The sequence below is a fragment of the Kineococcus rhizosphaerae genome, from assembly GCF_003002055.1.
Lineage (GTDB): Bacteria > Actinomycetota > Actinomycetes > Actinomycetales > Kineococcaceae > Kineococcus > Kineococcus rhizosphaerae.
On sequence record NZ_PVZF01000003.1, the window covers coordinates 191,796 to 217,097 of the forward strand.

General features: G+C 73.2%; 22 protein-coding genes. 11 read left to right on the forward strand and 11 right to left on the reverse strand.

Features of this window, described 5'->3' with window-relative positions; translation table 11 throughout:
* Positions 1–11: 11 nt before the first annotated feature.
* Positions 12–899 (reverse strand): helix-turn-helix transcriptional regulator, encoded by an 888-nt coding sequence (locus CLV37_RS08050; RefSeq protein ID WP_106208980.1) that lies wholly within the window; start codon positions 897–899, stop codon positions 12–14.
* Between the two features lie 198 nt (positions 900–1,097).
* On the opposite strand from CLV37_RS08050, the gene CLV37_RS08055 reads away from it, so the two are divergent.
* A complete protein-coding gene (locus CLV37_RS08055; RefSeq protein WP_342762254.1) occupies positions 1,098–2,132 on the forward strand; it encodes an SDR family oxidoreductase in 1,035 nt (344 codons plus the stop codon).
* Positions 2,133–2,158: 26 nt separating this feature from the next.
* Here CLV37_RS08055 and CLV37_RS08060 read toward each other — a convergent pair whose 3' ends face one another.
* Together CLV37_RS08060 and CLV37_RS08065 are read right to left on the reverse strand one after the other, a co-directional pair.
* A complete protein-coding gene (locus tag CLV37_RS08060; RefSeq protein WP_106209413.1) occupies positions 2,159–2,434 on the reverse strand; it encodes a hypothetical protein in 276 nt (91 codons plus the stop codon).
* 107 nt (positions 2,435–2,541) lie between these two features.
* On the reverse strand, positions 2,542–3,420 hold the full coding sequence (locus CLV37_RS08065) for a phytanoyl-CoA dioxygenase family protein (RefSeq protein ID WP_106208982.1): 879 nt from the start codon (positions 3,418–3,420) through the stop codon (positions 2,542–2,544).
* 72 nt (positions 3,421–3,492) lie between these two features.
* On the opposite strand from CLV37_RS08065, the gene CLV37_RS08070 reads away from it, so the two are divergent.
* On the forward strand, positions 3,493–4,260 hold the full coding sequence (locus CLV37_RS08070; protein ID WP_106208984.1) for a helix-turn-helix domain-containing protein: 768 nt from the start codon (positions 3,493–3,495) through the stop codon (positions 4,258–4,260).
* A 31-nt stretch (positions 4,261–4,291) separates the two neighbouring features.
* Here the strand turns inward: CLV37_RS08070 and CLV37_RS08075 are convergent, their stop codons facing one another.
* The 3 genes from CLV37_RS08075 to CLV37_RS08085 all read right to left on the reverse strand — a co-directional run bounded on the left by CLV37_RS08075 (position 4,292) and on the right by CLV37_RS08085 (position 7,710).
* Positions 4,292–5,818 (reverse strand): catalase, encoded by a 1,527-nt coding sequence (locus CLV37_RS08075; protein WP_106209415.1) that lies wholly within the window; start codon positions 5,816–5,818, stop codon positions 4,292–4,294.
* Positions 5,819–5,980: 162 nt separating this feature from the next.
* On the reverse strand, positions 5,981–7,021 hold the full coding sequence (locus CLV37_RS08080) for a DUF4331 family protein (protein ID WP_106208986.1): 1,041 nt from the start codon (positions 7,019–7,021) through the stop codon (positions 5,981–5,983).
* A 143-nt stretch (positions 7,022–7,164) separates the two neighbouring features.
* Entirely contained in the window at positions 7,165–7,710 is a 546-nt protein-coding gene (locus tag CLV37_RS08085; RefSeq protein ID WP_106208988.1) for a carboxymuconolactone decarboxylase family protein, read from the reverse strand.
* A gap of 125 nt (positions 7,711–7,835) precedes the next feature.
* On the opposite strand from CLV37_RS08085, the gene CLV37_RS08090 reads away from it, so the two are divergent.
* Entirely contained in the window at positions 7,836–8,495 is a 660-nt protein-coding gene (locus tag CLV37_RS08090; RefSeq protein WP_106208990.1) for a MarR family winged helix-turn-helix transcriptional regulator, read from the forward strand.
* A gap of 40 nt (positions 8,496–8,535) precedes the next feature.
* Here CLV37_RS08090 and CLV37_RS08095 read toward each other — a convergent pair whose 3' ends face one another.
* A complete protein-coding gene (locus tag CLV37_RS08095; protein WP_106208992.1) occupies positions 8,536–9,564 on the reverse strand; it encodes a LacI family DNA-binding transcriptional regulator in 1,029 nt (342 codons plus the stop codon).
* 147 nt (positions 9,565–9,711) lie between these two features.
* On the opposite strand from CLV37_RS08095, the gene CLV37_RS08100 reads away from it, so the two are divergent.
* From CLV37_RS08100 to CLV37_RS08110, 3 genes are read left to right on the forward strand one after another with little or no spacing between them, the layout of a single operon-like run.
* A complete protein-coding gene (locus CLV37_RS08100) occupies positions 9,712–11,034 on the forward strand; it encodes an ABC transporter substrate-binding protein (RefSeq protein ID WP_211298483.1) in 1,323 nt (440 codons plus the stop codon).
* On the forward strand, positions 11,034–12,020 hold the full coding sequence (locus CLV37_RS08105) for a carbohydrate ABC transporter permease (RefSeq protein WP_106208994.1): 987 nt from the start codon (positions 11,034–11,036) through the stop codon (positions 12,018–12,020). Before CLV37_RS08100 ends, CLV37_RS08105 begins: the two co-directional genes overlap by 1 nt.
* Positions 12,017–12,919: a carbohydrate ABC transporter permease gene (locus CLV37_RS08110; protein WP_211298484.1), complete on the forward strand. Its 903-nt coding sequence runs from the start codon at positions 12,017–12,019 to the stop codon at positions 12,917–12,919. Before CLV37_RS08105 ends, CLV37_RS08110 begins: the two co-directional genes overlap by 4 nt.
* Before the next feature lie 39 nt (positions 12,920–12,958).
* Here the strand turns inward: CLV37_RS08110 and CLV37_RS08115 are convergent, their stop codons facing one another.
* Positions 12,959–14,599, reverse strand: a complete 1,641-nt coding sequence (locus tag CLV37_RS08115; protein WP_106208996.1) for a prolyl oligopeptidase family serine peptidase — start codon at positions 14,597–14,599, stop codon at positions 12,959–12,961.
* Between the two features lie 50 nt (positions 14,600–14,649).
* On the opposite strand from CLV37_RS08115, the gene CLV37_RS08120 reads away from it, so the two are divergent.
* Positions 14,650–15,474, forward strand: coding sequence for a PhzF family phenazine biosynthesis protein (locus CLV37_RS08120; protein WP_106208999.1), 825 nt, complete (start codon positions 14,650–14,652; stop codon positions 15,472–15,474).
* Between the two features lie 28 nt (positions 15,475–15,502).
* Here CLV37_RS08120 and CLV37_RS08125 read toward each other — a convergent pair whose 3' ends face one another.
* Together CLV37_RS08125 and dprE1 are read right to left on the reverse strand one after the other, a co-directional pair.
* The gene (locus tag CLV37_RS08125) at positions 15,503–17,065 is read right to left on the reverse strand and encodes a GGDEF domain-containing protein (RefSeq protein ID WP_146149334.1); all 1,563 of its coding nucleotides are present in this window, start codon (positions 17,063–17,065) and stop codon (positions 15,503–15,505) included.
* An 89-nt stretch (positions 17,066–17,154) separates the two neighbouring features.
* On the reverse strand, positions 17,155–18,513 hold the full coding sequence (gene dprE1, locus CLV37_RS08130) for a decaprenylphosphoryl-beta-D-ribose oxidase (RefSeq protein ID WP_170127138.1): 1,359 nt from the start codon (positions 18,511–18,513) through the stop codon (positions 17,155–17,157).
* Positions 18,514–18,659: 146 nt separating this feature from the next.
* Between dprE1 and CLV37_RS08135 the strand changes: the two genes are divergently transcribed.
* A complete protein-coding gene (locus CLV37_RS08135) occupies positions 18,660–20,102 on the forward strand; it encodes a GGDEF domain-containing protein (RefSeq protein ID WP_106209003.1) in 1,443 nt (480 codons plus the stop codon).
* 5 nt (positions 20,103–20,107) lie between these two features.
* On the opposite strand, the gene CLV37_RS08140 is transcribed toward CLV37_RS08135, so the two are convergent.
* Entirely contained in the window at positions 20,108–21,265 is a 1,158-nt protein-coding gene (locus tag CLV37_RS08140; RefSeq protein WP_106209005.1) for a glycerol dehydrogenase, read from the reverse strand.
* A 158-nt stretch (positions 21,266–21,423) separates the two neighbouring features.
* On the opposite strand from CLV37_RS08140, the gene CLV37_RS08145 reads away from it, so the two are divergent.
* The 3 genes from CLV37_RS08145 (at position 21,424) to CLV37_RS08155 (ending at position 25,289) form a co-directional block, all read left to right on the forward strand.
* A complete protein-coding gene (locus CLV37_RS08145) occupies positions 21,424–23,748 on the forward strand; it encodes a putative bifunctional diguanylate cyclase/phosphodiesterase (RefSeq protein WP_146149335.1) in 2,325 nt (774 codons plus the stop codon).
* A 25-nt stretch (positions 23,749–23,773) separates the two neighbouring features.
* Positions 23,774–24,436, forward strand: coding sequence for a deoxyribose-phosphate aldolase (gene deoC, locus CLV37_RS08150; RefSeq protein ID WP_106209009.1), 663 nt, complete (start codon positions 23,774–23,776; stop codon positions 24,434–24,436).
* Positions 24,437–24,506: 70 nt separating this feature from the next.
* On the forward strand, positions 24,507–25,289 hold the full coding sequence (locus CLV37_RS08155; RefSeq protein ID WP_106209423.1) for an HAD-IIA family hydrolase: 783 nt from the start codon (positions 24,507–24,509) through the stop codon (positions 25,287–25,289).
* Positions 25,290–25,302: the final 13 nt, after the last annotated feature.

Here is a 25,302-nt window from a genome sequence, read left to right on the forward strand (position 1 = left end):
CTGGGCCACCGTCAACGGCCAAGGCTGCCCTCGAGCAGGGTGAGCGCCGCCTGGTGACCGGAACCGGGTGCGGCGCTGAGGGTGAGGAGCCTGTGCCCGGACCCGTCCGCGACGGTGAGGACGGTGTACTGCAGGTCGACGTCGCCGACGGTGGGGTGGTGCAGCCGTTTCGTCCCGGTGGTGCAGTTGTGCACCCGGTGGGACGACCAGGCGCGGGCGAACTCGGGACTGGCGATGCTGAGGTGCCCGACCAGTTCGGCCAGCGCCCGGTCGTCGGGGAACTGGCCCGCGACCCAGCGCAGGGAGGCGACGGCGCGTCGCGCTTCGGCCGGCCACTCGCGGTGCAGCTCCTTGGTGTGCGGGTCGCAGAACAGCATCGAGACCAGGTTCGGACGATCGGCGACGCGGTCGGGAGCTGCGAGGTCGAGGTGGCCGGCCAGCAGGGCGTGCCCGAGCCGGTTCCAGGCCAGGACGTCGTTGCGGACGTCGAGGACCAGCACACCGGCACCTGAGACCGCGTGGGCCAGTTGCCGGGTGCCGGCCCGGACGTGTTCGACCCTGGGAGGGGTGCGGCGGCCCCGGGTGGTGGGCCGGGCGAGGTGTCGCAGGTGCTCGTCCTCGTCCTCGTCCAGTCGCAGCGCATCGGCCAGGGCCTCCTGGACCTGGTCGGAGGCGTGGGCGCTGAGCCCCTGCTCCAGGCGCGCGTAGTACGTGGGGCTGACGCCGGCCAACTGGGCCAGCTCCTCCCGACGCAGGCCCGGCACCCGCCGCGCCCCGTGGGAGACCAGACCCACCTGGGCGGGGGTCAGCCGCGCCCGCACCGCCCGCAGGAAGGCGCCCAGCTCCCCGGCGTGGCCGAGGGGCGCGCTGGGCGGGGTGACGGGTCGCGGGTCGGGCACCGGCCCAGTGTGGCCCGCGACCCCGGGAGGCTGCCTGTCCCTGTCAGTGCTCGTTCCGGTCGGACCAGGCTGGAGGGGGTGTGGCTCGGGGGGAGACGGCCGGTCGAGGCTGGCGGCGTGAACCTGAACACGACCGCGAGCACCGCCCCTGCTGCCACCTCCGCCCGCACCGTCCCCCCCGGTCGCCGGGGCACCGCACTGGTCGTCGGTGCGCACGGCGTCATCGGCGCCGAGCTGGTCCGGCACCTGCGCGAGCGCGCCGACTTCGACGTCGTCGGCCTCTCCCGTCGTGGCGGGCAGGACGAGCCGGGGCTGCGGCACCTGGCCGTGGACCTGCTCGACGCGGCGGCGACGACCCGGGCGCTGGCCCGGGTTCCGGAGGTGACGCACGTCTTCCACGCCGCGTTCCAGGACCGTCCGACGTGGGCGGAGCTGGTGGAGCCGAACCTGACGATGCTGCGCAACGTCGTCACCGCCGTCGACGCGGCTGCGACGGGTCTGCAGCACGTCGGCCTGATGCAGGGGTACAAGGTGTACGGCGCGCACCTGGGCCCGTTCCAGACCCCGGCCCGCGAGGACGACCCCGGCCACCTGCCCCCGGAGTTCAACGTGGCGCAGCAGGACGTCCTGCAGGAGCTGCAACGGGACCGGTCGTGGACCTGGTCGGCGCTGCGCCCGTCGGTGGTCTGCGGGACGGCGCTGGGCAACCCGATGAACCTCGTCCTGGTGCTGGCGGTGTACGCGGCCCTGTGCAAGGAACTCGGGGTGCCGTTCCGCTTCCCCGGCAGACCCGGGGCCTACGACACGCTGCTGGAGGTCACCGACGCCGGTCTGCTGGCGCGGGCGACGGTGTGGGCGGCGACCGACCCGGCGGGGGCGAACCAGGCGTTCAACGTCGCCAACGGGGACCTGTTCCGCTGGAACCGGATGTGGCCGGTGCTGGCGGAGCTCTTCGAGGTCCCCGTGGCGGCGCCGTTGGCGATGTCGCTGGTGGAGGTGATGGCGGACGAGGAACCGGTCTGGGAGAGGATCAAGGCCCGGCACGGGCTGGCGGACGTGCCGTTCTCGGCGGTGTCCAGCTGGGGTTTCGGCGACGGGGTCTTCTCGTGGGACTACGACTTCCTGGCCGACGGGTCGAAGGCGCGCAGGGCTGGTTTCCACGACCACGTCGAGACCGAGGAGATGTTCAAGGTGCTGGTGCGCCGCCTCCGGGAGGACCGGATCATCCCCTGACGACGGCCCGGGTGCCGACGCGGGGCCTAGGCCCCGCCGACGTCCACGAGCTTCTCGAAGAGGAACTCGTAGGGCAGGTACGCGGTGTCGTACTCGTGCCCCTCGGCGTGCGGCAGCAACTGCGACACCTGCAGCAGGCGCCACCCGTCGAGGAGGGCGTCGAGGCCGGTGGCGTAGGGGGGTTCGTCGCTGTCGCCCATCGTCGGGCGCGAGCGGCCGGTGCCGTCGTAGCGGGTCCAGCCGATGACGGTGGAGTCGAGGGCGGAGGTGCCCAGGTAGAGCACCATGACCTGCTGGCGCACGGTGGGCGTGGTGGACGGTGCGGCGAAGGACTGCTCGACGCTGCCGAGCGGGGTGGTCGTGGTCACGCTGTTCTCCTCGGTGGTGGGGGACGGACGACGGGCCGGGTTCAGCGACCCCAGCCGTCGGCGGCGTGGCTCGCGCCCAGCCGCACGTCGGTGGCGCCGGGGGCGATGAACCGGGGGCGCAGGGTCTCCCGGGTCAGGTAGTAGTCGATGTCGAAGTCCTCGTCGCCGGTCAGCGTCCGCCACAGCTTGGCGCGGTTCACCAGTTCGAGGCGCCCCTCGTTGGCGTCGGTCCAGCCGAACTGCCGGGTCAGTTCGCGGCGCACGCCGTCGCTGTCGATGTCGTCGGTGTTCCACAGCCGCAACTGCCGGACGGCGGGGTTGAAGCGGATCTTGAACATGTAGCGGGGCACGTCGGAGTCGTTGCGGCGACCGCCGTGCCAGATGCCGTGGTGCAGCAGGACCACGGTCCCCGCCGGGCAGGTGAGCCGGGTCTGGCCCGCGAGGTTCTGGTAGCGGCCGATCCCGGTCTGGTTGATCCGGCGCAGGTGGGTCCCGGGGACGCTGAGGGTGCCACCCTGCTCGAGGGTCACCTCGCGGGGGTAGTACATGAGCTGGGCGTCGAACGCGTCCCGTCGCGTGTCGAGGATCGCGTCGCCGTGCATGTTCTGCGCCTCGCCGCCGTGGGGCGGGCGCACGTGCACGGCGTGGTGGTCGACGTGCGGGGACGGCCCCACCAGGCTCTGGATCGCGCCGGCCACGACGGGCAGGTCGATGAGTTCGCGGACGAAGCTGCCCTCAGGGAACGCGACGTCGACGGGGGTCCCGTAGGGCACGGGGTCGATCCCGGCGTCGAGGACGTCGACGGCCCGCCGGTTCAGCTCGTCCGGGACGACGCCCTCGAACGAGATCGCGCCGTGGGAGACGAAGTGCGCCATCTCCACCGACGTCAGGAGGTGCTTGCGGTCCACCGGAACGGTCATGGCCCCGACGCTAGGCGCGCGCCGGAGGGCCCGTCGTGGCGCAGACCCGACGTCTGCTGGTAGGAAAGCGACGTGCTCGGCGCCGACCTGTCCGAACCGCCGCAGGTCGTGGCGCAGGGCCGCAGCGTCCACGGCCGCGACCGCGCGGTGGACGAGTTCGAACTCCCGGACCTGTGGTCGCTGCACCTCTACCAGTACGACGCCGACCTCGAGGTCGACGGCACCACCTACCCCGTCACCCCGGGCAGCCTGTCGCTGGTGCGGCCGGCGACCCCCGTGCGGTACCGCTACCGCGGCCCGTCCCCGCACCTCTACGCCCACGTGCGCGCCCCCGTGCTGACCACCGGGGGTCCCCGGGCGCTGGTCGTCAGCGCAGGGCCGAACCTGCCGGTGTTCACCGACCTCATGACCTCGGCCGTCGCGAGCGCGGTGGCGTGCCCGGAGCGGACACGGGCGGACGTGTGGCTGGTGCTGCTGCGCCTGCGCGACGCCGTCCGGCCCCTGCCGGGGACGCCGGGCCTCGCGGAGAGCTACGTCGCCGCGACCATGTCGTACGTCGAGGCGCACCTGGCCGGGGTGGTCACGGTCCCGCAGATCGCACGGACCGTCGGCGTCTCGCCCGACCACCTCACGCGCGTGTTCTCGCGCACCACGGGGCAGACGGTCGCCGGGTACGTGCGGCGCCGGCGCGTCGAGCACGCCGTGCACCTGCTCACGCGGACGACGATGTCCGTCAGCGCGGTGGCCGCCGCGGTGGGCATCCCCGACCTGCAGGCCTTCAACAAGACGTGCCGGGCCGTGACGGGACGCTCGCCGCGGCGGCTGCGCGAGCAGGGGTGAGGCCGGGGCGCAGCGGCCCCGGGCCCGCGGGTCAGGCCTTGTGCTGCGCTGAGCTGCGCGCCGGGTTGCCCTGCTCCTCGGCCTTGGGGTCCACCAGGTCCTGCTTGGCCGACACGCCCTCGCGGATCCGGCGGCCGATCTCGGCGTCGACGTGGTCCCAGTAGCCGAAGGCGCGGGTGAGGACGGCGTCGCTCACCCCGTTCAGCAGGTGGCCCACGACGTTGTCGACGAAGCGACCGCGCGCCGCGTCGTCCATCACGTCGTTCAGGAGGGCGTGGGCCTGACCCCAGTCGTCGTCCTCGGCGTGCTGCTCGTAGGCGGCGCGGACGGGTTCGCCGCCCGCGTCCCAGCGACCGGTGTGACCGGCGCGCTCGGCGTCGGCGGCAGGCCCCCCGTAGGAGTTCGGCGCGTACACGGGGTCGCCCGGGTTGCTGTACCGCATGGCCCCGTCCTTGGCGTAGCTGTTGACGGGGGCCTTCGCGTGGTTCACCGGCAGCTGGGCGTAGTTCGCCCCGATGCGGTAGCGGTGCGCGTCGGCGTAGCTGAACATGCGGCCCAGCAGCATCTTGTCCGGGCTCACCCCGATGCCCGGGACCATGTTCGACGGCTCGAAGGCGGCCTGCTCGATCTCGGCGAAGTAGTTCTCCGGGTTGCGGTTCAGCGTCAGCTTGCCGACCTCGTGCAGGGGGTAGTCGCTGTGCGGCCACACCTTGGTCACGTCGAAGGGGTTGAACCGGTACCCGGCGGCGTCCTCGTCCGGCATGAGCTGGACGAACAGGGTCCAGGACGGGAACTCGCCGTCGCGGATGTGCTCGTTCAGGTCACGGATGTGGTAATCGGTGTCGATGGAGGCCATCTGGTCGGCCTCGTCCTGCGTGAAGAACTCGTTCCCCTGGTCGGTCTTGAAGGTGTACTTGACCCAGGTGCGCTCGCCCTCGGCGTTGATCCACTGGAACGTGTGGGACCCGTAGCCGTTCATGTGCCGCCACGTGCGCGGGATCCCGCGGTCGCCCATGAGCCAGGTGACCTGGTGGGCCGACTCGGGAGAGAGGGTCCAGAAGTCCCACTGCATGTCGTGGTCGCGCAGGTGGTTGTCGGCGCGGCGCTTCTGGGAACGGATGAAGTCCTGGAACTTCAGCGGGTCCTTGACGAAGAAGACCGGCGTGTTGTTCCCGACGAGGTCGTAGTTCCCCTCGCTCGTGTAGAACTTCAGCGAGAACCCGCGCGGGTCGCGCCAGGTGTCGGGGGTGCCGGACTCGCCGGCGACGGTCGAGAAGCGGGCGAGCACAGGGGTCGTGGTGCCCGGCTGGAACAGCGCGGCACGGGTGTGCGCGGACACGTCGCCCGTCACGCGGAACTCGCCGAAGGCTCCGCCCCCCTTGGCGTGCACGACGCGCTCGGGGACGCGTTCGCGGTTGAACTGGGCCATCTTCTCGATGAGGTACGCGTCGTGCAGCAGGATCCCGCCGCCGGGGCCCTGGGTCAGGGAGTGCTCGTCGCTCGCGACGGGGATGCCGGCGTCGTTCGTCGTCGGCGCGCCGGGTGCGGTGGTTTCCATCTGCTCGGTCACGACCTCAGCATCCGCGCCGCCGGGACGCCGCGCCACCGGGGAGGACCCGCTCGCAGCCGGCGTCCAGGGAACCGTCGGGGAGGGTGCGTGACGGGACTGGACTGGACCAGGTCACCTTCGCCCACCCGGAACCACCGACGGGGACGCACCTCAGGGCGTCGCGCCGGGGACCGGCCGGACGTAGGGGAACGTGCTCGAAGGGGCGTGCGGGACCGAACCCCGCCCGAGGCCCAGACCGATCGGGCTGTTCGCGGCCAGGGTGAACACCACGTCGGCCGCGTCGTCGGTGAGGGTGCGCCCGTTCCAGCCGAGCAGGTCGAAGGACGCGGGTGTCCCCACGGTGTAGGGCAGCACGTCGGGCAGCAGGCGCCCGACCAGGCGTTCGGCGTAGGCGGCCGGGTCGGCGGCGGTCCCGTGGGCGGCCACGAACCGGGTGAGCCGCTGCGTGAACGTCGCGGCGTGGGCGGCGCGATCACCGGCGGGGGTGCCCTCGTTGAGACGTTCCGCCAGGTCCTCGTCGAGCTGGGCGAGCAACGGGTGGACCACGGGCAGCCCGATCCGGTTGACAGGGTGCCAGCCGCCGGCGTGGGTGGCCAGCCACGCCACGGCCCACACCCGGATCCGTCCGTCGGCGGCGACGGCGGGCAGCAGCTCGTCGGGCACCTCGAGCACGAGGGAGTGCACGTCCTGGTCGGCGAACAGGTTGCGGGCCCGGGCGGGGGTCCAGTCGCCGAGGTCGGGCACCGTGCCCTCGTGGACGGCGTGCCCCACGGCGTGCAGCACGGTCGGCTCGATCCAGAACGGGTCGGCGGCCCGGCCCGCCCACACCCGGACCCCGTCGGCGGTGGCCGAGGCCTCGCCGGTGCGCGCTCGCAGCAGCACGCTCCCCCCGGCGTGCGGGTCCGTCGCGGCGGCACCGCTGAGAACCTCCAGCTCGAAGGCCTGGGCGCCGTCCTCGGCGCGGTCGTCGAAGGTGAAGCGGTGGGTCAGGTCCTCCACGGCGTCGCCGTCGAGGTCGACCTCGACCTCGTAGCGGCCCTCGGGGTGCCACCCGGGAACGGGGGCCCGACCGAGGGAGTGGCAGGTGTTCAGGACCAGCGCGGTGCCGCGCTCGCCGCGGAAGAGGTAGAGGTCGGTGGTGTCCAGGCGCACGTCCTGGCGAGCCTGGGGGGAGTCGAGGTGGTGGGACACGATCGGTGACCTGCCGTTCCTGGTGGGTTCGCGGGTGGTTTCGCGGGTGGGTTCCGGGTGGTGGGGCCGGTTCACGGCGCGACTGGAGCCGGGCACCGGTGCGGGTGCACCGGTACCCGGCGCCGGGTGGGGAGGCCGGTGGCTCAGCGGGCGGCGAGCAGGCGGACCTTGGGGAAGTCCAGGGGCACCTGGAGAGCGACGTTGACGTAGTTCGTGAACAGGTTGAGCGCGACGTGGGCGATGAGCTCGACGATCTCCTCGTCGTCGAACCCGACGGCGCGCAGCCTCGTGAAGTCCTCGTCACCGACCTGGGCGCGCTGCTCGACGAGGGCGTGCGCGAAACCGAGCGCGGCGGCCGTGCGGGGGTCCTCGGAGTTCCCGGCCTGGGCCTGGCTCATCTCGGCGGTGGTGGCACCGGCCTTGCGCCCCAGAGCGGTGTGGGCGGCCAGGCAGTACTCGCAGCTGTTGCGGTCGGCGACCATGACGGCGATCTGCTCACCGAGCTTGGCGGGCAGCCGGCCGGCGCCGAGCGCGCCGAAGGCGCCCCACATCATCGTCAGGGCGGCCGGGGAGTTGGCCACCGCGCGGAACATGGCCGGGGTGACCCCGAAGGCGGCGGTGATGTCGGTGAGCAGCTCCCGGGTCGTACCGGTGGCGTCCTGGGTGGTGATCGAGGCGACGCGCGACATGGCGGTTCCTTCCGTCAGGGACTCCCGGGTGCCTCCCGGGAGGTGTGGGATGCGGCCGGCGACCGACCGTTAGGAGTACTATTTGTCTCCAGGGGCGACGGTGTCAAGAGTGTTAGGCTCCCAAAGTGAACAAGGCGGCCATCTTCGACGCGCTGAGCGAACCGGTCTCCCGCCGCATCACCAGCGGCCTGACGAGGATCGCCCTGGTCCTGCGCACCCAGGCCTGGCGCGGGGCCGAGCCCGAGGGCGTGACCCCCACCCAGGCGCAGGCCCTGGCCACGTTGCGCGAGAACCCCGAGGGCATGCGCCTGGCCGAGCTGGCCGCGCAGCTCGGGGTCTCGGCCCCCACCACGAGCGTGCGCGTGAACGCCCTCATCGCCAAGGGCCTCCTCGTGCGGGAGGCCGGTGCGGACAAGCGCTCGATCCGGCTGCGCCTGAGCCCCGCCGGGGCCGCTCTGCTCGAACGGTCGGCCCGGTGGCCGGACTTCCTCGCCCGCGCCGTCGACGTCCTGGACGACCGGGAGCAGGAGGACCTGCTGCGTTCCCTGGTCAAGATCGTCCGGACCCTGCAGGTCGAGGGCAACGTCGCCCCTCAGCGCACCTGCGTCACGTGCAGCCACTTCCGCCCGTACGCCCACCCCGACGGCCCCCTGCCGCACCACTGCGCGTACGTCGACGCCCCCTTCGGCGACCGCCACCTGCGCCTGGCCTGCCCCGAGCACGAGGACGCACCGGCGCAGGAGCAGGAGCTCAGCTGGCAGCGCTTCACCGAGGGCCCCCGCTGAACCTCACCGGCGCGAGGCGTCCGGCCCGGGCGGGTGCGCCCTACGCGCTGGCCCGCGGCGTGAACACGTGCTCGACCCGGCGCGAGCCCGGCTCGGCCGGGGCGTCGGGGCCGAGCGCGGCGATCGCGAGGTCGACGGCGTGCCGGGCGACGAGGTGCCGGTCGGCGGCCAGCGTCGTCAGCTGCGGGGTGACGAAGGTCCCCAGCGACAACCCGTCGATCCCGAGCAGGCGCACCTGGTCGGGGACCCGCACCCCGAGCTCGGTGAACGTCGACAGCGCACCGACGGCCAGGATGTCGTTCCAGGCGAACACCGCGTCGGGCAGGCCCGCGGCGACGATCCGGCGGGCCGCCGCCCGGCCGGCCTCGACCTCCTGACCGCCGGCGTTGCAGAACTCCGCCGACAGGCCGCGCGCGGTGAGCGCGTCCGCGATGAGCCGGGCCCGGTCGCTGGTCCGGTGCTCGCCGTCGCCGTCGAGGACGACCACGTGGCGCACCCCCGCCGTCGCGAGGTGCTCGGCGGCCTCGCGCAGGGCGGGCCGGGGGTCGAGGCGGACCAGGTGCGAGTCCGGCGTCTTCCCGCCGGCCCCGGGGTCGACCGCCACGACCGGCATCCCGGCCAGCGCCTCCGCCCAGTGCGCGGAGTCGCCGAGGTAGCCCAGGACGGCGTCCACCTGGCCGGCCAGGTCCGACAGGATCCGCCCCGGGTCCCGGGCGTGCGAGGTGTCGACGAGCACGACGTTCCACCCGAGCTCACCCGCGTAGCGCACCGTGGCGGCGGCGAACTCGGGGGCGTAGGGGTTGGCCAGGTCAGGCACGACGAGCCCGAGGGTGTCGTGCGCGGCGCGGGCCAGGCCCCGCCCGAACCGGGAGGGCCGGTAGTTCAGCTCCTTCGCCGCGGCCAGGACCCGCCCCTTCGTGGCGGCGGAGATGCCGTCCATGTCGTTCATGGCGCGGGTCACCGTCTGGCGGGACACGCCCGCCGCGGCGGCGACGTGCTCGATGGTGGCCCCGACCCGCAGCGTCCTGCGGGCACGACGGGGCGCGTCTTCCTGCTGCTCAGCGGTCATCGCCGTTCCTCCACTCCGTCACGGACCCGCGACGCATCATCGCGTGCCTTGACAGGTCTCCGTGACCGGTGGCACCGTCCTACCACTCCGTGAGCGCTCACGGAAGCACGGCTCGAAGGTCTCGACGAAGAGAGTGGGCTGGTTGGATTGCACGTCTCGTCTCACCCGCCGGGGGGCGCCCCCGGTCGATCCCCCTCCCGGCGCGCGTTCCTGCGGGCCGGTCTCGCCGGCGCGGCCGGCGTCCCGCTGACGGCCGCGGTGGCCGGGTGCGGGTCGGGGACCTCGATCTCCAGCGACCCGAAGGAACTGGTGCTCTGGTACTGGAACCGGTCGATCGCCCCCAGCCTCCTGGCGAAGGCGGCCCAGCAGATCCCGGGCACCGCCAAGCGCCTGCGGGCCGACGTCATCGGCGGGGCCTTCGACAACAAGCTGCGCACGGGGTTCGCCGCGCAGGCGTACATCCCCGACATCACGGCGGTCAACTCCAACGCCGCGCTGTACTTCCCCAGCGAGGACCAGTTCGTCAACCTCGACGACTACGGGGCGCAGGACTTCAAGGACGACTACTACGAGTGGAAGTGGAACCTCGGCCGGACGCCGACGGGCCGCTTCCTGTTCTTCCCCATGGACACCGGCCCGACGGGGTTCTTCTACCGCGCGGACCTGTTCGAGGCCGCCGGGATGCCCTCGGCGCCCGAGGACGTCGGCGCCGCCGTCCGCACCTGGGACGACTGGATCGCCTTCGGCCAGCAGCTGCGCGAGTCCAGCGACGTCGCGCTCGCCACCAACGCCGTCTCGATCTTCAACCAGTACGTCAACGCCTCCCCGGAACGCTTCTTCGACAAGGACGACAAACCGTTGTTCCACGAACCCGGGTCGGCGATCCGGGCCGCGTGGGACACCGCGGTCAAGGCGGTCCGGGCCAAGGTCACCCGCAACCTGCAGATCGAGAACGAGCAGAACGCCGCGTGGAACTCCGGCAAGCTCGGCGCCAACATCGAGGGCGCGTGGTGGATGAAGGTCCTCAGCGACACGACCCCCGACCTGGCCGGGAAGTGGCGCATCGCCCAGCAGCCCGGCCTGCCGGGCAACTCCGGCGGCTCGTTCCTCGCCGTCCCCAAGACGTGCAAGGACCCCGCGGCGGCCCTGGCCTTCGCCCGCTGGCTCACGCTGCCGGAGAACCAGGCCCAGTCCTACAACGAGGTCCAGCTCTTCCCCTCGGCCCCCGGGGCGTTCACCGCCGGCATGGCCGACTCCGGCGGGTTCTTCGGCGACCAGGACCCCCTGGCGTTCTTCAGCACCGCCGCCGAGAACGTCCCCACGACGTTCATCAGCACCTACGAGAAGCAGGTCGAAGCCTTCCGCGACCAGCTGCGCGTCGTGGAGTCCGCCGGCAAGGACCCCGACCAGGCGTGGGACGACGCGGTCACAGCCGTGGACAAGATCCTCAAGAAGCGAGGGGTGATCTGATGGCCGTCACCGTGGGCCAGCGGACGACGCGCCGGGCACCGGAGCTCAGCGTGAAGCGCCAGGGTGTGCGGCGGTTCTGGCCGCAGTACGCCGCCGTCTCGCCGTTCTACCTGATCTTCCTCGTCTTCGGGGCCTTCCCGATCCTCTTCTCGATCTACCTGTCCTTCACCGACTGGGACGGCATCGGGCAGATCAAGTTCGTCGGCCTGCAGCAGTACGCCTACCTCTTCCAGGACTCCCGGTTCTGGAACGCCGTCGGGAACACCCTGGTCATCTGGGTCATCTCCACGGTGCCCATGCTGTTCCTGGCCCTGGTCATGGCCTTCCTGCTGCACCAGAACATCCGGATGAAGGGCTTCTACCGGGTCGCCTTCTTCATCCCGAACGTCACGAGCATGGTCGCCATGGCCATCGTGTTCGGGTCGGTGTTCTCCGACAGCTTCGGCATCGTCAACTCGGCGCTCACCGCCCTGCACCTGCCGACGGTCGCCTGGCTGTCGACCGAGTGGGGCATCAAGATCACCATCGCGGTGATGGTCATCTGGCGCTGGACCGGCTACAACGCGATCCTCTACCTGGCTGCGCTGCAGGCCGTCCCGGACGAGCTCTACGACGCGGCGAAGGTCGACGGCGCCGGGTTCTGGCGGACGTTCTTCTCCGTGACCATCCCGATGCTGCGCCCGGTGATCCTGTTCACCGTCATCACCTCCACCATCGGCGGCCTGGGGCTGTTCACCGAACCGCAGATCCTGTTCGGGGCCGCGAACGGCAACGGCACGGTCGGCGGCGTCAACGAGGCCGGCATGACGATCGTCCTCTACCAGTACGACCAGGCGTTCTCTCAGCTCGACTTCGGCTACGGCTCGGCGATCGCGTGGGCGCTGTTCGCCCTCGCCGCCGTGTTCGCCATCATCAACTGGCGGCTGCTGCGGGACCGCGACGCGGTCCCCAAGGTCACCCGCCGCGCCAAGGAGGTGGCGAAGTGAGCGCTCCCGAACTGGCCCGCACGTCGGCCACGACGCGCAAGGACCGCCTCGCCGTCGTCAGGCCCCGCCGCAGCCGGCAGTGGGTCGTGGGACGGGTCGTCACCCACGCCTGCATCCTCGTCGGTGTCGTCCTGTCGCTGTTCCCGTTCTACTGGCTGCTCGTCATGTCGACGAGCACGACGGCGCAGATCTTCGGCTACCCGCCGAACCTGCTGCCGAGCACGCACCTGCTGCAGAACCTGCGCAATGTCGTCGCCAACGTCGACCTGCTCGGCTCCATGCTGAACTCGTTCATCGTGGCGGGATCCCTCGCGGTGCTGGTGGTCCTGCTGGACTCCCTGGCCGCGTTCGCGTTCGCCAAGTACCGGTTCCCCGGCCGCAACGCGCTGTTCGGCGTGCTGCTGGTGACGTTCCTCGTCCCCGGCAACCTGTCCCTCGTCCCGAGCTTCGTGCTGATGTCGAAGCTGGGGTGGATGGGCGACCTGCAGGCCCTCATCGTGCCCGGTGCGGCCAACGCCTTCGGCATCTTCCTGCTGCGGCAGTTCGCGCAGGCGTCCATCCCGGACGAGCTCATCGAGTCCGCGACCCTCGACGGGGCCGGGTTCTTCCGGACCTGGTGGTCCATCGCGATCCCGATGCTGCGCGGTGGGCTCGCGTTCCTGGGGATCTTCACGTTCGTGACGGCCTGGAACGACTACATCTGGCCGTTGGTCGTGCTGGTCAACCCGGGGCGGCAGACGTTGCAGACCGCGCTGGCGCAGCTGAACTCGGTCTACACGACCGACTACGGGATGATCATGGCCGGCGCCGTCGTGAGCGTGGTGCCGCTCATCGGCATCTTCCTCATCGGCTCCCGGCACTTCATCTCGAACATCGCCGCCGGCGCCCTCAAGGGGTGAGGCCCCGGGCGGCGGCCCCCCGCGGGGCCGCCGCCCGGTTCACCGGAAGGTCTGCCGCACCCACGCGACGAAGTTCTCCGTGTGGTCCCCCGTCTCCTCGGCCTCGGTGTGGCCGACGCCCCAGACGGTGGCGAAGTCGACCGAGGCCCCCCGTCCCCGCAGGGCGGCGGCGAGGTTCAGCTCCACCGTGCTCGCGGTGTCCCCCTGGGTCAGCCCCGTGCGGATCCGCCAGTGCGGGGCCAGCGAACGGTCCGTGCGACCGTCGGCGAGGTGGTGCAGCGGGTCGTAGGCGTCGACGCGGTACGCCGCGTCCTCGCCGAGGCTGTCGGTCTGCTCGAGGTCGGCGGCGTACTCCGAGGCCGCGTACCCCGCCTGCCAGCCCTGCAGCTGCGCGTACCGCTCCTCCCCCGCCGCGACGACGTCGTGCGCGGCCCGAGCGAAGTGCAGGTTCTGCGTGCCGTGGCCGAAGACCGCGTTCTCCGTGGCGCCGCGGTCGACCCCGTCGAAGGCTCCCACGTCCTTGGTGGGCGGTTTCTGGCTGCGGACGAAACCCCCCAGGTCCCGGACGGTCGCCTGCCCCGACGCCTGGTCGAACGTGACCCAGCCCGCTCCCCCGTCGAGGGCGGCGACGAACTCCACGGGTGTCGCCGCCCCGTCGTGCGGGAACGTCGTGTAGCCCAGGAACCGGTTGAGCGAGGTGGTCAGAGCCGCCAGGACGTGGTCGTGGTAGCTGCCGGCCAGGTCGATCCCGGTGGCCGAGGACGTCAGCGTAAGGGCGTCGCCCGCCTCGTCGAGCAGGTCCAGGGAGTTCAGGTGCCCGGCGTAGGCCGCCGCGAGGTCCTTCGAGTACTGCTCCGTCCACGTCCCCGGCGCACGGGTCCCGGTGTCGGCGAACTGCCCCATGTTCCACTCGTACGCGGCGTTGGCGTGACCCAGGCTGGTGATGGGGCACCAGCACACCGCGGCGGCGATCGCGTCGGAGGTCCCCGCCGCGCCGAGCGCCTCGAGGTAGGGCGTGAACTCGGGGGCGTCGCCCGACGTCCCGGTGACCGCCGTCTGCGCCCCGCCCCCGCTGTGCCCGTAGCAGACGATCCGGTCGCGGCTGCCGGGGATCGCCTCGGCGTTGGCCCGCACGTACCGGATCGCCGCCTTGAGGTCGACGACCCCCCAGGGCGCGTTCCCGGTGAACGTGTCGGAGTTCGTGTCGGTGCCCCGCAGCCCGGCGGTGACGTGGACGAAGCCGGCCGACACCGTCGCCGCGACGTCCTCCCAGCGGTACTCCGCGACCGCGGGCTGACCCGTGTACCCGGGGGTGTTCACGGGGAACACGATCGGGGCGGTCGCCGCCGTCCAGCCGTCGACGGCGCCGTCGGACGCGGTGACGGTGAAGGTGCCGTCCCCGTTGTCCTCGGCGTCGAAGTACGCGCCGGGGACGACCACGGCGAGCCGTTCGCGGTCGGGGGCCTGCGGGCTCGCGACGTAGGTGACGCCGACCTGGTGGTAGGCGTCGTGCTCCGCGTCGTAGCGCCAGGCCGCCGCGTCGAGGGTGAGGTCGCCCGCGGCCGGCGCCGGGGAGGTGGACGCGGGGGCCGGGGCGCTCTCCTCGTCGGGTCCGCAGGCGGCCAGGGCCAGGACCCCCGCCGCGGTGCCGCCCAGGACCGTCCGCCTGCTGGTGCTCATGCCCCGACCGTACGAGCCGGACCCGTGACCGCGCGAGTAGCGTCACGGGGATGGACGTGCTGCGCTACGCCGCCTTCACCGACGACCCCTCCGGGGGGAACCCCGCGGGCATCGTGCTGGACGCCGCGGACGCCTCCGCCGCCGAGATGCTCGCCGTCGCCGCGCAGGTGGGCTACGCCGAGACCGCGTTCGTCGTCTCGCCGCTGCACGAGCGGCGGGTGGGCCTGCGCTACTTCTCCCCCCACGCCGAGGTCCCGTTCTGCGGTCACGCCACCGTCGCGACGGCCGTGCTGCTCGGGGAGCGGCACGGGGCCGGGACGTTCACGTTCGACACCCCCGTGGGTGCGGTGGAGCTGACGACGGCCGACGGGCGGGCGTCGTTCACGAGCGTCGACCCCCTCGTCACCGAACTGCCCGCCGCGGACGTCGACGAGCTCCTGGACCTCCTGGGCCTGCGGCACGACGACCTCGACGAGCTGCACCCGCCGCGGCTGGCGGCCGCGGGCAACCCGCACCCCGTGCTCGTCGTGCGCGACCGCGCCCGGTTCGACGGGTTCACGGTCGACCCCCTGGCCGCCCGCCGGGTCCTCGACGCCCACGGCTGGCCGGCGACCATCACCGTCGTGCACCGCCGCGAACCCCTGGTCTTCGAGGCGCGCAACGTGTTCCCCGTCGGCACGATCACCGAGGACCCCGCCACGGGGTCGGCCGCGGCCGCCTTCGGCGGGTACCTGCGCGCGCTCGGGCTCGTCGAGGTCCCCGCGCGGGTGACGATCCACCAGGGCCGGCACGTGGGGCGGCCGGGACTGCTGATCGTCGACGTCCCGGCCGAGGGCGGGATCGTGGTGACGGGCAGCGCGGTGCCGATCGGGTGAACGTGCCCCGGGCCGGGGCCCCTCGGCCTCAGCCCGCGTCGACGCGGTTGCGCCCCGCCGCCTTCGCGGCGTACAGCCGCGCGTCGGCGAGCGCCAGCAGGGACGCCTTGTCCCCGCCGGGCGCGAGGGTCGCGACGCCCGCGCTGACGGTGATGGCCCGGCCGGGGGTGACGGCGGACCAGTCGGTCTCCTCCACCGTGCGCCGGACGCGTTCGCCGAGGTCCGCGGCGCAGCCGGAGCGGGCGTCGGTCACGACGAGCAGGAACTCCTCCCCGCCCAGGCGCGCGGCGAACGACTCCGGGCCGGGGCAGCCGTCCACGGCGTCGGTGAGGATGCGGGCCAGGCGGCGCAGCACCTCGTCACCGGCCTCGTGCGAGTAGGTGTCGTTCACGGCCTTGAAGTGGTCGAGGTCGAGCAGCACCACGCCCGCGACCCGTCCCTGGCTGCGGGACGCGGTGAGCAGCTCGGGCAGGCGCTCGTCGACGAACAAGCGGTTGCGCAGCCCCGTCAGCGGGTCGCGTCGCGCCTCCTCGCGGTACCGGGCCGCTTCCTGGCGCGCGACGTCGATCTCGAACACCGCCTGCCGGGCCCGGGCCTGCGCCTCGCGCTGCTCCGAGAGCAGCTCGCGGTCGGCGGCGTGGAACGCCTTGTGGGTCTCGAAGGCGGCCCGGTAGTCGCCCAGGGCCGCGAAGACCTCGGCCTGCTCGGCGAGGATCTGGGACCGGACGGTGCCGAACCCCTCCCGGGCGCACGCCGCGCGGGCCTCGTCCAGGACGCGGGACGCCGCGGCGACCTCCCCCCGCACGCGCAGCACCACGGCGAGGGTGAGCAGGCAGACGGGGGCGTCGTCGCCGTTCTTCGCGTCCATCGCCGAGTTCGCCTCGATGGCGGCGCGGGCGGCGGCCTCGGCGAGCTCGGGTTCCCCGCACAGCAGGTGGACGCGGGCGACGGTGTCGAGGGTGTTGGCGTTCAGCGGGCGGTCGTAGCGCGCGCTCAGCTCGTGCAGCAGGGCCATCTCCCGCCGGGCGGCCACCGCGTCCCGGCGCTCCAGCTCGGAGTAGGCCCGGTTGTTCACCACGAGCAGGTGCAGCTGCCCGTCGCCCACGGCGAGCTCCTCGGCCCGCTCGTACCAGGTGCGGGAGTCCTCGTAGGCGCCGAGCTCGTCGAGCAGGTCGGCGACCTTGACGAAGACGCGCGTGCGCAGCCGGCGGGGGAGGTCGTCGCTGCACGCGGCGGCGGCGTCGAGGGCGTGCTCGAGGGCGGTGGGCCGGTCACCGAGGTCGGTGAAGACGCGGGCCAGCAACCAGGGGACGCGGACCGCGGCCTCCGGGCCCAGGTGGTCGTGCTGGGCGCGCAGGTCGGTGATGAGGCGGGCGGCGGCGGCGGAGTCACCGGTGCGCTGCACCGCCTCGGCCAGTCCCAGGCGGGCCAGGACGAGCGCGTCGGCGTCACCGAGCGCGGAGGCCCGTTCGGCCAGCTCGCCGGCGAGCGCCTCGGCGCGCTGCGGGTCGGCCCCGACCAGGTCGTCGAGCGCGGCGAGGTCGCGGCGCAGCAGCGCGCGGGCGGGGTCCAGCGCGACGTGCCCCGTCACGCTCACCACCGCCGTCCGTCGTCCACCCCGAGGGGTCCTGCTGCTCCTGTCGACGCCGTGGCCGTGCGCCTTGAGCCCGTCTCGCCCTTTCAGCCGGTGACCAGCTGCAGCCGCCGGGACTGGTCGGAGGCGAACTTCCGTTCGGGGTCGACCTCGTCGCGCACCTTCCGCCAGGCCGGCAGCTCGGGGTACATGCGGGCGAACCGGTCGGCCGTGGTGCGGGAGTCCTTGGCCAGGTACAGCCGGCCGCCGGCGTCGAGGACCATCTCGTCGAGCAGGTCGCAGAGCTGGTCCAGCCCCTTCTTCACGGGCAGGTCGACCGCGAGCGTCCAGCCGCGCGTCGGGAACGACAGGGGTGCGTCGTTGGCGTCGCCGAAGCGCTTCAGGACGTTCAGCGCCGAGATGTGCCCGGACTCGACGATGGCCTCCATGCTCGACTTCAGCAGGTCGGTCCGCTCGAAGGGCACGACGAACTGGTACTGCAGGAAGCCGTCGGGGCCGTAGGCCCGGTTCCAGTCCGCGAACAGGTCCAGCAGGTGGTAGAACTGCGTGATGTTCTGCACCACACCGGACTTCGTCTTCGACTTCCGGTAGTAGAACTCGTTGAGCGCCTTGGCCGACAGCCGGTTCAGCATCCCGGAGGGGAACAGGTCGGGGAAGCGCGCGAGCTGCGGGGCGTCGAACTTCAGCGGGTCCTTGCGCAGCTCGGGCGGCAGGTCGGACAGCTTCGCCGAGGAGCCGCGCAGCAGGAAGCCGCGGCCCATGTGCTCGCCCTTGGTCACCGAGTCGAACCACGTCTTGGAGTACGTGTAGTTCTCGTCGTTCTTCTGCAGCCGCTCGAGCATGTCGTCGAAGTCGGGCGTCTGCTCGACGTCGGCGATGAAGTAGGACGTCTCGACGCGGTCCAGGCGGATCTTCGCGCGCAGCACGATGCCGGTCAGGCCCATGCCGCCGGTGGTGGCCAGGAAGAGGTCCCGGTCGGGCCCGTCGGGGGTGAGCGTGCGGATCTGCCCGTCGGCGGTCAGCAGGTCCAGGGACAGGACGTGCCGGGTGAAGGTGCCCTGGGTGTGGTGGTTGCCGCCGTGGATGTCGGCGCCGATGGCCCCGCCGACGGTGACCTGGCGGGTGCCGGGCAGGACGGGCACCCACAGGCCGTGCGGGACGACGGCGCGCAGGAGCTCGTCCAGGGAGCACCCGGCGTCGACGTCGGCGACCGCGGCGTCGACGTCGACGTGGTGGATGCGGTCCAGGGCGGTCATGTCGACGACGAGCCCGCCGGCGTTCTGGGCGGGGTCGCCGTAGGAGCGGCCCAGGCCGCGGGCGATGACTCCGCGCGGGCCGGCGGTGCGGACGGCCTCGGCGATGACGTCGAGGTCCGCGGTGCGCAGGACGGTGGCCGTCGTGGGGGCGGTGCGTCCCCAGCCGGTGAGGCGCCGGCTCGTGCGCAGCGCGCCGTCGGCGTCGGGGACCGGTCGGGAACTCGAGCGCGGGCTCAGGCCAGGGATGCTCACCACGGGGACGAGCCTAACCGCCACCCCGGACGGTCCCACGGACGGCGCATCAAGGCGGACGGGGCCGTGCCGATCATGCTGGTGTGCTCGGAGACCAGGACCGTCCGTCGCTGCGGCCCACGGTCCTGACGATCGCGGCCGGGCTGCTGTGCGTCGCCGTCGCCCAGGTCCCCTCCCCGGAGTCGGACGCGGGCACCCTGCTCTACCTGCTGCCCGTGGTGGCCTCGGTGCTGACCGCGGCGGTCGCGGTGCCGCGGATCCCGGCGGGGTTCCGCCGGCCGTGGTGGTGGCTGCTGGCCAACCTGGTCCTCCTCCTGCTCGGCGAGACGGTCTTCGCGGTGCTCGACCTGCGCGGGTCGCAGACCTGGCCCACCCCGGGCGACGCCTGCTACCTGCTGGGCTACGTGCCGGTGACGGTCGGGCTGCTGTCGCTGAACCGGCAGCGCACGAGCACCCGGTACCGGGGCAGCCTGCTGGACGCCGCGATCCTGTCCCTGTCGGCGGCGACCCTGTTCGGGGTGTTCGTCATCCTCCCGGTGGCCTCGGACAGCGCCCAGCCCCTGCTGGCCCGCGTGGTCAGCTCGGCCTACCCCGTCGCCGACGTCCTGCTGTTCTTCCTCGTCGCCCGCCTGGTGACGGGCCCGGGGGCCCGGCCGCCGGCGTTCTGGCTGCTCGTGGCCGCCACGAGCAGCACGATCGTGGCCGACGTCGCGTGGAACCTGCAGCAGCTGACGACGGGCGGCAGCGAGTCGGGCCGGGCCGTGAACGTGCTGTGGCTGCTCTACTACGTCGGGTTCGCCGCGGCGGCGGTGGACGCGCGGACGCCCGGGCACCACGTGGACGCGTCGGAGTCCACCGGGGGGCTGACCGCGCCGCGGTTGTTCGTCCTGGCGGTCGCGGCCGCGCTGCCCTCGGCGGTCCTGGTGACGATGGCGCTCACGCGCCGGCCCGTGGCAGTCGGCTGGCTGGCGGCCGGCTCGGTGGCCCTGATCGCCCTGGTCGTCGGGCGCGTCTGGGACCTGCTGCAGCGCCTGCGGTCGCAGTCGCGCCGGCTGGAGGCCCTGGCCCGGACGGACCCCCTGACGGGCCTGGCCAACCGGCGCACCCTGGAGCACGAGCTGTCCCGGCAGTGCCGGGCCGACCGCGGCGACGAGGTCTTCCTGGCGCTCGTCGACCTCGACCACTTCAAGCGCTACAACGACAGCCGCGGCCACCAGGCCGGTGACGACCTCCTCAAGGCCGCCAGCGCCGCCTGGGTGGAGTCCCTGGGCGCCGGGGGGTTCCTGGCCCGTTGGGGCGGTGAGGAGTTCGTCGCCGTCGTGACGGGGTCGGCCACCGACGCCGCGCACCGGTTCGAGGCGCTGCGCCGGGTGGTGCCCGACGGGCAGACCTGTTCCGTGGGGGTGGCGCAGTGGGTCCCGGGCGAGGCCGTGGACGCGACGCTGCAGCGCGCCGACGCGGCCCTGTACGCGGCGAAGGCCGCCGGCCGCGACCGGTGCGAGGTGGCGGCCCAGCCCGTCGGCTGAACGCCTCAGTGCCGGCCGGTGAACGGCACCGGCTCGGGCAGCCCCGCCTCGGCGCGCACCCGCCGGGAGAAGCCCTCGATCGAGGCCAGGGCCGCCGCGACGTCCGCCGCGGACACCGCGAACGGCATGCTGTGGATCGTCTCGGCCGGGACCGTCGCGGCCGCGGCGACCCTCGCCAGCTCCTCGGTGTCCGAGGGGCGCAACCCCACCTCGGTCAGCGTGGTCGGCAGTCCGACCCGGGTCGTGAACTCCACGAAGTCGCGGATCTCCGAGGTCGGCGCACCCTCCAGCACGAGCTGCGTGATCGAGCCGATGTTCACCTTCTGCCCGTGCGCCAGCCCGTGCGTCTGCGGCACGGCCGTGAGCCCGTTGTGGACGGCGTGCGCGGCCGCCAGACCACCGGACTCGAACCCCACCCCGGACAGCAGCGTGTTCGCTTCGACGACCTTCTCCACCGCGGGGGTCACCAGGTGGTCGCGGACGGCGTCCAGCGCGGGCAGCGCGTTGTCCCACAGCACGTCCCAGCTCAACCGGGCCAGCGCCGCGGCGGCCTGGGTGGGCAGCCCGCCCGCCATCGTCGCCGATCCCGAGGCCACCGTCGCGCGCGCCTCCAGCCACGTCGCCAGGGCGTCACCGACCCCGGCGGCGAGGAAGTGGGCGGGCGCGCTCACGATCAGCTGCGTGTCGACGAGGACGAGGTCGGGGTTGCGGGGGAAGAACCGGTACTCCTCGAACTCCCCGGCGTCGGTGTAGATCACCGCGAGCGCCGAGGTGGGCGCGTCGGTCGAGGCCACCGTCGGGACGGTGGCCCAGCGGGTGCCGGCGAGGAACCCGGCGGCCTTGACGGCGTCGATGGTGCTGCCGCCGCCGAGGGCGACGAGGACGTCGGCGCCGGCCTGCCGGACGACACCGACGAGACGGTCGACCTCGCGGGCCGAGGGCACCCCGCCGAACCCCTCCCGGCGCGCGGGCAGCCCGGCGGCCCGCAGGGAGGCCTCGACCTCGTGCCCGGCGAAGCCCCAGACGACGTCGTCGGCCACGACGAGGGGGGCCGAACCGAGGGGCCGCAGGTGCTCCCCGAGGCGTCCGAGGGCGCCGGCGCCCTGGACGTAGCGCCCGGGGCCGATGAGGGTGCGGATCGCGGGAGAGCTGGGACGGGACACGGGGTGCACCTCCGGGACGGGACGACTCCTGCGTCGTCGGGCGCTGCGGACGGTACGGGCGGGGACGGGGTGCGCGCTGCGACGGTTCTCACCCCGTGAGAAGTCGATCGACCCGTTCGGCCGATCACCCCCGCGCCCGGGCGGCCGATCCTCTGAAGGTGAGCAGGAGGACGGAGCGCCGGCGCCCGGCCGCAGCGGGCGCGTGGGTCGTCCCGCTGCCGGTGCGCCTGCTCCTGGTGCTGCTGACGGCCGGCGTGGGCGTCTACCTCGTCAGCCTGCTGCCGCCGTTCCGGCCGCAGGGCCGGACCATCCCGCTGTTCGACCTCTACCTCAAGAACTCGATGTGGCCGCTGTTCGCGGTGCTCGTCCTGTGGCGCGCCGTGCGGGTCCGCGCAGAACGCCTGGCCTGGTCGTTCCTGGCGGCCGCCGTGACGGCCGGCGCCACCGGGTCGTTCACCTACTACGCCTTCCTGCAGTTCCGGACGGACGTCGCGTTCCCGTCGGTGTCCGACGCCTCGTGGCTGCTGCTGTACCCCCTGGCCTACGTGGGCGTGGTGCTGCTGCTGCGCTCGCGCGCGGGACGGCTGCAGGGCACGGTGTGGCTGGACGCGCTCCTGGCCGCCTTCGCCGGCGGTTCCCTGGCGGCGCTGGTGCTCATCGGCCCGCTCCTGCAGCTGGGCTCGCACCGGCTGCTGCCCGCGCTGACGGGCCTGGCGTACCCGATCAGCGACCTCCTGCTCCTCATGATGATGACGTCCGTCGTCGCGGTGTTCGGCTGGCGGCCCGGGCGCACGTGGACGCTGCTGGGCGCGGGGTTCGCGGTGCAGGCCGTCTCCGACTCCACGTACGCCGTGGCGCTGACCGAGGGCACCTGGCGGGCGAACACGGTCCTCGACGCGGGCTGGCCGATCCCGCTGCTGCTCATCGCGCTGGCGGCCTGGCAGCCGCCGACGCGGCACGTCAGCCGGCCCGTGGGGCTGACCGACCTCGTGGCGCCCGCCGCGTTCGCCCTGCTGTCGGTGGCCGTGCTGTTCGTCGCCACCGTCCGGGACGTCCCGCTCGTGGTGAGCCTGCTGGCCCTGGCGGGCGTCCTCACGAGCATCACCCGCACCGCCGTGACCTTCCGGCAGGTCCGGGACCTGACGGTCTTCCGCAACCAGGCGCGCACCGACGAGCTGACGGGCCTGGCCAACCGGCGCCGCTTCACCGAGGCCCTCGGCAGCCTCCTGGAGACCGACGGGCCGCCGGGCCTGTCGGTCCTGCTCATCGACCTCGACCGCTTCAAGGAGGTCAACGACAGCCTCGGGCACGCCGCCGGCGACGAGCTGCTCGTCGAGGTCGGCCGGCGGTTCGCGGCCGCGCTGCGCTGCGACGACCTGCTCGCCCGGCTGGGCGGCGACGAGTTCGCCGTCCTGGTCCGCACCGGCCGCGACACCGACGCCCAGCACGTCGCGGACCACCTGTCCGCGGCGCTGGCCGCCCCGTTCGTCCTGTCCGGCGTGCGCGTCCACGTCGGGGCCAGCGTCGGCCTGGCCACCGCCTGCACCCGGGCCGTGAGCGCCGCCGAGCTCCTGCGCCGCGCGGACGTGGCGATGTACCGCGCCAAGGCCGACCGCTGCGGGACCCACCTGTACGCCGACGACCTCGACGAGCACAGCCGCGACCGGCTGCGGCTGGTCGACGAGCTGCGTACCGGCATCGCCCAGGGCCAGCTGGTGCTGCACTACCAGCCGAAGATCGCCCTGGGCTCGGGGCGGCTGACCGGCGTGGAGGCGCTCGTGCGCTGGCAGCACCCCGTCCGGGGGCTGCTGGGCCCCGACGCGTTCCTGCCGCTCGTGCAGGACGCCGGCCTGTCGGCGGACCTGAGCGCGCAGGTCCTGCGCGTCGCCCTGCGCGACTGCGCCGCGTGGCGCGCGGCGGGGTGGGACGCCACCGTGGCCGTGAACCTGTCGACGTCCGAGCTGCTCGACCTCGCCCTGCCGCAGGAGGTGGCCCACGCCCTCGCCGAGGTCGGGCTGAGCGGCTCGGCCCTCGTCGTGGAGATCACCGAAGGCGTCTTCATGGTCGACAAGGCGACGTCGGTCGCGGTGCTGACGGCGCTGCGCGACCAGGGCGTCCGCGTCTCCGTCGACGACTACGGGACCGGGTACTCCTCGCTGGCGTACCTGCGCGAACTGCCCCTGGACGAGCTGAAGCTGGACCGCTCGTTCACGCAGAACCTCGACGCCGACGCGCGGACCGCGGCGATCGTGGAGTCCACCATCGCGCTGTCGCACTCCCTGGGCCTGGCCATGGTCGCCGAGGGCGTCGAGAACGACGCCGTCCTCGACCGGCTGCGGACCGCGGGCTGCGACCTCGCCCAGGGCTACCACGTGAGCCGGCCCCTGCCCGTGGACGCGCTGCGCGCGTGGTTCGCCACGCTCGACGCGGACCGGGCCTGGCACGCACCGCAGGCGGGCGCCGAAGTCCGCGCGGGCGCCTGAGACCCCGGGTGGCACACTCGCCGGTGTGAACCGACGAACCCGGACCGACGTCGCCCGCCTGGTCGACCACACGCTGCTCAAGCCCGAGGCCACCGCCGCGGACGTCGCGGCCCTGGTCGCCGACGCCCGCGCCCTGGGCGTCCTGGCCGTCTGCGTCTCCCCGAACACGCTGCCCCTCGCCGACGCCGGCGACCTCGTCGTCGCGACCGTCGCGGGGTTCCCGTCCGGCAAGCACACCAGCGCCGTCAAGGCCGCCGAGGCCGCCGCCGCCGTGCAGGCCGGCGCGCACGAGGTCGACATGGTCATCGACGTCGGCGCGGCGCTCGCGGGCGAGGTCGACGCCGTCCGCGCCGACATCGCCGCGGTCCGCACGGCGGCCCCGGCCCCCACCGTCCTGAAGGTCATCGTCGAGTCGGCCGCCCTGCCGGACGAGACGCTGGTGGCCGTGTGCCGGGCCGCGGAGGAGGCCGGCGCCGACTTCGTGAAGACGTCGACGGGTTTCCACCCCGCCGGTGGCGCCAGCGTCCACGCGATCGAGGTCATGCACGCCACCGTCGGCGGCCGGCTGGGCATCAAGGCCAGCGGCGGGATCCGCACCACCCAGGCGGCGCTCGCGCTGCTGGACGCGGGTGCGACGCGGCTCGGGCTGTCGGGCTCGGCGGCGGTGCTGGACGGCCTGACGGACTGAACGACGGACTTGGACGACGGACTGGACGCGCGACGGACCGGACGGAGGGGCTGAGGTGGAGGGCAACGAGATGAGCACGGCGAAGAACGGCATCGAGTGCTGGCTGACGGACATGGACGGCGTCCTCGTCCACGAGGAGCACGCCCTGCCCGGGGCGGCGGAGTTCCTGCAGCGCCTCGCCGACTCCAGCCGGCGGTTCCTGGTGCTGACGAACAACTCGATCTTCACCCCGCGCGACCTGTCGGCCCGGTTGTCGCGCAGCGGGATCGAGGTCCCGGAGGAGAACATCTGGACGTCCGCGCTGGCCACGGCGGACTTCCTCTCGCGGCAGATGCCGGGCGGTTCGGCGTACGTCATCGGGGAGTCGGGCCTGACGACAGCCCTGTACGAGGCCGGGTACACGACGACCGACACCGACCCCGACTACGTGGTGCTCGGGGAGACCCGGACCTACTCCTTCGAGGCCATCACCAAGGCCATCCGGCTGGTCGAGGCCGGGGCGCGGTTCATCGCCACGAACCCCGACGCGACCGGCCCCTCCAAGGAGGGTTCGCTGCCCGCGACCGGTTCCGTGGCGGCGCTCATCACGCGGGCCACGGGCGCCGAACCGTACTTCGTGGGCAAACCCAACCCGATGATGTTCCGCTCGGCGATGAACCGGATCGAGGCCCACTCCGAGACCACCGCGATGATCGGTGACCGGATGGACACCGACGTCGTCGCGGGGATCGAGGCCGGGCTGACGACGTTCCTCGTCCTGACCGGGTCCACCAAGCGCGAGCAGGTGCGGCGCTTCCCGTTCCAGCCGCACGCGATCGTCGACGGGATCGGGGACCTGATCGACCTGATCTGAGGGTGCCGGGGCA